Origin of the sequence: Streptomyces sp. NPDC020983 (assembly GCF_044333485.1) — a bacterium.
Lineage (GTDB): Bacteria > Actinomycetota > Actinomycetes > Streptomycetales > Streptomycetaceae > Actinacidiphila.
The window spans coordinates 775,838-781,837 of the sequence record NZ_JBIRRA010000001.1 but is presented as its reverse complement, the minus strand read 5'-3'; the positions used below and the strand labels follow the sequence as shown (position 1 = coordinate 781,837).

The following is a 6,000-nucleotide window of genomic DNA, read 5'->3' as shown; positions in this document are numbered from 1 at the left end:
ACGGCGGCGCACCCCCACGAGAAGGCCGTCAGCCGACGTCGAATCTGCACGGGTGGTGGGGGTGGGAACACCCCGCGCCGCCAGGCGCGGGCACCACGGCGGCGGGACAGCCGCGAGCCCACCCCGGGCGGGCACCGCCCGAGCGCGGCGCCGCCAGGCGCAGCACCCCCGGCGGCGGGACAGCCGCAAGCCCACCCCGGGCGGGCACCGCCCGAAGCGTCCCCCGCGGCGGGACAGCCGCCAGCCCCACCCCAAGCGGGCACAACCCGAAGTGCGTTCCCCGCGGCGGGACAGCCGCGAGCCCATCCCGGGCGGGCACCGGCCGAGGCGTGCCCCGCGGCGGGGCGGCCGCACGCCCCACCGCAGGGGGCACCGCCGGAGAAGGCCTCGCGGGCACCGCGTTGGCGGCCGGTCGGGTGACCGCGGGCGCCGACTCCGGTGGCGCCGCGACAAAGTGGGGGCCGCGCCGGTAGGAAGCGTCAAGTGCGTACGTTTCGCCACCTGATGGGTGGTTTCCGATGACCGAGGTCCACGCGGCGCCGGGCCGCGCAAGGCCCGACACCCCCCGCCGGACCCGGCGTGCTTCGCGCGGCCCGTGGTTCACGGTCGTCCTCGCCGCGCTGTTCGCGGCGATCGCCGCGGCCGGCTCGTACGGTCTGGGGGACCGCCTGTCGCTCGGGGGGTATGTCGCGGACAACGCCGAGGCGGGCGCGGCCGACGCGTGGCTGGACGCCCATTTCGGCGCGGGTGAGCCGCAGTTGGTGCTGTTGGCGCGGGTGGGGGGAGGGACGGTGGACGCGCCGGCGGCTGCCGCGGAGGTGCGGCGGATCGCCGCGGGGCTGGCGGCGGCGGGGGATGTGACGGCCGTGCGCGCGTACTGGAACTCCCCGGGGGAGGGGCTGCGTTCGCCGGACGGCAAGCTGGCGCTGATCACCGTGCGGCTGCGGGGGGACGACACGCGGGCGACGTACGCCTCGGAGCGGCTGGTGAGGGAGTTCGCCGGCCGGCACGGGCCGCTGACGCTGGATGCGGCGGGGCCGGGGCCGACGCGGACGGAGATCGTGGCGCAGACGCGGCGCGACGTGGAGCGCGCGGAGTTCCTGGGCGGGCCGCTCACGCTGCTGATCCTGGTGGCCGCGCTGGGCTCGCTGGTGGCGGGTCTGCTGCCGGTCGCGGTGGGGGGTGCGGCGGTGGCGGGGGCGCTGCTCGTGCTGCGCGTCTATGCCGCGTTCGCGCCGGTGTCGATCCTGACGATGAACCTCACGACGTCGCTCGGCTTCGGGCTGGCGGTGGACTACTGCCTGCTGATCGTGAGCCGTTACCGGGAGGAGTGCGTGCCGGGACGGGCGCGCGAGGAGGCGGTCGCGGCGGCGGTGCGGACGGCGGGGCGGGCGGTGGTGTTCTCCGCGCTGACGGTCGCGTCGTGCGCGGCGGCGCTGCTGCTCGTGCCGCTCTACTTCCTGTCGTCGATGGCGGTGGCGATCATCGCGGTGACGCTGCTGGCGGCGCTGTGCGCGGTCGTGCTGCTGCCCGCGCTGCTGCTGGTGACGGGGGGAGTCCTGGACCGCTTCGACCCCTTCGCGCCGCTGCGGCGCCGGCTCGGCAGCCCGTGGCACCGGGTCGCGCACGCGGTGATGCGGCGGCCACTGCTGTGGCTCGCGGTGGTGGGGGTGCTGCTCGGGGCGCTGGCGGCACCCGCGTTCGGGGCGCGGATGACGATCAGCGACGAGCGGGTGCTGGCCCCGGATTCGCCCGTGCAGAACGCGTCGCAGCGTGCGGACGCGGCTTTCGGCGCGCACGTGCTGCGGCCGATCCGCCTCGTCCTGCCGGGGGAGGCGGGCCGCGGGGCCGCGCGTTATCTCGCGGACGTCTCCGAACTGCCGGGTGTCGTGAGCGTGACGGGCCCCACGGGTGTGCTCGTGCACGGGCGGGTGGTGGACGGCGACGCCGCGGCCGTCCGCCGCCACACCGGACCGGGCGGCGCGTACGCGGAGGTGGTCACGGCGGGCGCGTACGACTCGGAGCAGGTGCAGGAGCTGGTCGGGACACTGCGGGCGGAGAGACCCGATCCGCGGGTCATGGTGGGCGGTCTCGCGGCGAGCGTGGCGGACACGAAGGAGGCGATCACCTCCCGGCTGCCGTGGGTGCTGGCGGCCGTCGCGCTGTGCCTGGCGTTCTTCCTCTTCGTGTTCACGGGCAGCGTGCTGGTGCCGCTGAAGGCACTGGCGATGTCCGCGCTGAGCCTGGCCGCGACGCTCGGCTTCCTGGTGTGGGTCTTCCAGGACGGTCATCTGCGGTCCGTGCTGGGCGGCTTCACGGTGGACGGGCGGCTGGAGATCTCCACGCCGGTGCTCGCGGGCGTCATCGTCTTCGTGCTGACCGTCGACTACGAGGTCTTCCTGCTGTCGCGCGTGCAGGAGGAGTACCGCGCGTCCGGCGACATGTGCGCGGCGGTGGCGCACGGATTGAGCCGCACCGGCGGCCTGCTGACGACCGCGGCGCTGGTGCTGTCCGCGCTGATGGCGATGATGGCCGCCTCCCGCGTCGAGGTGACCAAGCTCTTCGGCGTGGGCGTCGCCTTCGCTCTGGTGCTCGACGCGGTGGTGATCCGCGCGCTGCTCGTGCCGGCCGTCATGAAACTCGCCGGGCGCCTCAACTGGTGGGCGCCGCACGCCCTTTCCCGTGCGCACGCGCGCCTGGACGCCCGTGCGCGCGCCGCTGTCCCCCCGTATCTCACGAAGTGAGGCGTTCCATGCCGTCCGACATCGCGTCGCCGCACGTCGAGGTGCTCCGCGCGCTCGAACCGGTGGTCGAGGCCAACCTCAACCGCCATCTGGCCCTGGCCAAGGAGTGGTTCCCGCACGCGTACGTTCCCTGGTCCGAGGGCTCCGACTACGACGGGCCGCTCGGCGGCCGCCCCTGGCGGCCCGCTGATTCCGTGCTGCCGGGCGCGGCGCGCACCGCGCTGGTCGTCAACCTGCTCACGGAGGACAACCTCCCCAGCTACCACCGGCAGATCGCCACACTCTTCGGCCGCGACGGCGCATGGGGGACGTGGGTGGGCCGGTGGACGGCCGAGGAGGGGCGCCACGGCACCGCAATCCGGGACTACCTGCTCACCACCCGCGGCGTGGACCCCTGTGCGCTGGAACGTTCCCGCATGATCCACATGGCGCAGGGCTTCAGCTCCCCGCACGAGGACGACCCCGTGCACGCCGTCGCCTACGTGGCCCTCCAGGAGCTGGCCACCCGCATCTCGCACCGCAACACCGGCCGCATCAGCGGCGATCCGCGCTGCGAGGCCCTCCTCACGCGCATCGCCGCGGACGAGAACCTGCACATGGTCTTCTACCGCAACCTGCTCGGCGCACTGCTAGAGATCGCCCCCGCGGCGGCCGTGTGCGGACTGCGCGACGTCGTCACGGACTTCCGGATGCCCGGCCACGGCATCGAGAACTTCGCCCGGCAGGCCCGCGAGCTGGCGTACGCGGGGGTGTACGACCTGCGCATCCACCACGACGAGGTGCTGCTGCCGCTGCTGCGGTACACCGGTGTCCTGCACCTGACCGGCCTCACCGGCGAGGCCGCCCGCGCGCAGCAGGACCTCGGCGACCACCTGGCCCGGCTCGACGCCTCCGCCGCCCGCTTCGAGACCCGCCGCGCGGCCGTCCTGTCCGCGGCCCGCTCCTGAGGCGCCGCACCGCCCCCACGGCAATCGGCGTCACCCGCGGTCCGGCGCGGGAGCCGCCAGCGCCTGCACCTCGGCGTAGGAGAGGGCGCCGGCGGGCGGGAGGGAGTCGCGGACGGCGGTCGCCGCGGCCAGGACCGAGGCGAGGGCGGTGCGGTAGAGGAGGGAGCCGAGGCTGATCCTGCGCACGCCGAGGGCGGTCAGCTCGGGAAGGGCCGGACCGGTCGGCGTGTAGAGGACGTTGAGCGGCACGGTGAGGGTCCCCGTCAGAGCAGCGATCCCGGCGGGGTCCGCCAGTCCGGGGACGAACACGCCGTCCGCGCCCGCCTGTTCGTACTCCGCGAGGCGCGCGGCGGTCTCCTCCCGCCGGTGCCCGAGCCAGTGGGTGTCCGTACGGGCGTTCACGAACAGCTCCGGCGCCGCGGCCTTGACCGCGGAAACCTTCGCGGCGTGCAGCCCGACGGGGGCGAGAGTGCCGTCCGGGCGGCCGTCCTCAAGATTGACACCCGCGGCACCCGCCTCGTACAGCCGTACGGCCAGCTCGGCCACCTCCTGCGGGGAGTCGCTGAAGCCGCCCTCGACGTCCACGCTGAAAAGGAAGCCGCCCCGTCCGAGGCGACGCGCCAGCGCGAGGGTCTCCCCGGCCGTCGCCGCCGCCCCGTCCGGCAGGCCCGCGGCGGCCGCGACCCCCAGGCTCGTCGTACCGACCGCCGGGAAACCGTGCTTCACCAGCAGGGCCGCGGACGCGTGGTCCCAGGCATTGGGCAGGAGCAGCGGCGCCGCCCCGTCGTGCAGGCGCGCGAACGGAGTACGCGGGCGGCCCAGCAGTCCCTCCGCCAGGGCCAGCGCATGCGCCCGGCCCGGGCACACGCGCGGCGGGACACCGAACGTCAGAGGGACCGGATGGGTGCGGTGCGCCGACGCGAGGTCCGCGACGACGGTGTCGCCCGCCCCGATCACCCGCCCCGCGACCCGGGCCGGCCGCATCGCGACCCGCCGCAGCTCCACCACCGGCGGGGCCTCGCGGAGCACCCGGGCCAGCGGCACGGCCTCATCCGCCGCCGCGCCCTCCACAAGAGCGGACGTCGCCGCGCACGCCTGGACGAGCAGGCCGATGCGGTTCGCGGCGGCCTCCCTCGCCGCCTCGTCCGCCGGGGACGGCGCCAGACGGTCCACCAGGCGGGCCACCGCCTCGTCCGCGGCCGCCTCCGCCGCGGCGTCGGCGGCACCGAAATAGGGCCCGGACACCACGAGCACCTCCTCCGCGACCGCGTCCGGCTCCGGCATCCCCAGCACTCCCGCGAGCGTACGCACCACACGGTGCCGCAACTCCCCCTCCGGGGCCCGCGCCGCCGCCGAACGCAGCACAGCCGGCCGCACCCGGGCGAGCTCGGCCTCCACGAAAGCACGGCGCCGCGCGTGCGGCGCACCCGAACTGAACCGCGCGACAGTGGCGCGCAGCCACGCGACCCCCGCACCGGCGGCACCGTCGGCCCCCGGGGGCCGCACCGGGACCAGTGCCGGGTCCGCGAAGGCCGCGGTGATGTCCGCGGGGTGGGTGAGCACGTGCGTAGTGGGCGTCATAGGTCGACGCTAGGGGCTGGACGGTTCGGCGCCCCCCGAAGCGTCCGGCCCCCTCCCCCGCCCCCGCCCCCGCGGGCGGCGCCTTCCCCGCCGCGGGGCACGCGCTTCGGGGTGCGCCCGCCCGGGGTGCGTTTGCGGCTGCTCCGCCGCGGGGGCTTTGCGCTGCGGGGTGCGGCTTGGGGTTTGCGGCGCGATCTTCTGCCGGTGGGGGCTGGTCGCGCAGTTCCTCGCGCCCCTGGGGTCATCCGGCGGGGCATCGCGCACTCCGTGCGGTGGGTGGGGCCGGGTGCCACTCCGGGGGTACCTCCTCGGAATGCGCGTCTGACCTCTTCGGGGTTGCCTGGGCGGCGGGGTGCGCATTCCTGCGGGGGCACCCCCGGATCGTCCCCCTCCCGGTGTCTCGCCGGCGGCTGCCTGCCAGTGGGGGGCGAGGTCTTCAGAGACTGCGGTTCGCCCCTGACGGCGGCGCACCCCCACCAGAAGGCCGTCAGCCGACATCGAATCCCGCACGGGTGGTGGGGGTGGGAACACCCCGCGCCGCCAGGCGCGGGAAACTCCCGCGGCGGGAAATCCGCAAGCCCACCGCAAGCAGACACGGAAGCGGCGCCGCCAGGCGCGGGCACCCCCGCGGCGGGTCAACCGCAAACGCACCCCCGGCGGCACCGCCCGAAGCGCATCCCCCGCGGCGGGAAGCCGGAAGCCCCACCGCAAGCGGGCAGCGCCCGCCG

Annotated in this window: 3 protein-coding genes; 2 read left to right on the top strand and 1 reads right to left on the bottom strand. The window is 75.8% G+C overall.

Going from position 1 to position 6,000, the window contains the following annotated elements; translation table 11 throughout:
* Positions 1-518: 518 nt before the first annotated feature.
* Both ACH4SE_RS03640 and ACH4SE_RS03635 read left to right on the top strand, forming a co-directional pair.
* Positions 519-2,744, top strand: coding sequence for an MMPL family transporter (locus ACH4SE_RS03640; protein ID WP_398541598.1), 2,226 nt, complete (start codon positions 519-521; stop codon positions 2,742-2,744).
* An 8-nt stretch (positions 2,745-2,752) separates the two neighbouring features.
* A complete protein-coding gene (locus ACH4SE_RS03635) occupies positions 2,753-3,691 on the top strand; it encodes an acyl-ACP desaturase (protein ID WP_398541597.1) in 939 nt (312 codons plus the stop codon).
* Between the two features lie 30 nt (positions 3,692-3,721).
* Here the strand turns inward: ACH4SE_RS03635 and ACH4SE_RS03630 are convergent, their stop codons facing one another.
* Positions 3,722-5,272 carry an isocitrate lyase/phosphoenolpyruvate mutase family protein gene (locus ACH4SE_RS03630; protein WP_398541596.1) on the bottom strand — a complete coding sequence of 517 codons (1,551 nt, stop codon included), beginning with the start codon at positions 5,270-5,272 and terminating at the stop codon, positions 3,722-3,724.
* Between the last annotated feature and the right edge of the window lie 728 nt (positions 5,273-6,000).

What these genes read in the sequence shown, in the direction of transcription:
- ACH4SE_RS03640 (WP_398541598.1), top strand. Translation starts at nt 519, where the DNA reads ATGACCGAGGTCCACGCGGCGCCGGGCCGCGCAAGGCCCGACACCCCC.
- ACH4SE_RS03630 (WP_398541596.1), bottom strand. Translation starts at nt 5,272, where the DNA reads ATGACGCCCACTACGCACGTGCTCACCCACCCCGCGGACATCACCGCG.
- ACH4SE_RS03635 (WP_398541597.1), top strand. Translation starts at nt 2,753, where the DNA reads ATGCCGTCCGACATCGCGTCGCCGCACGTCGAGGTGCTCCGCGCGCTC.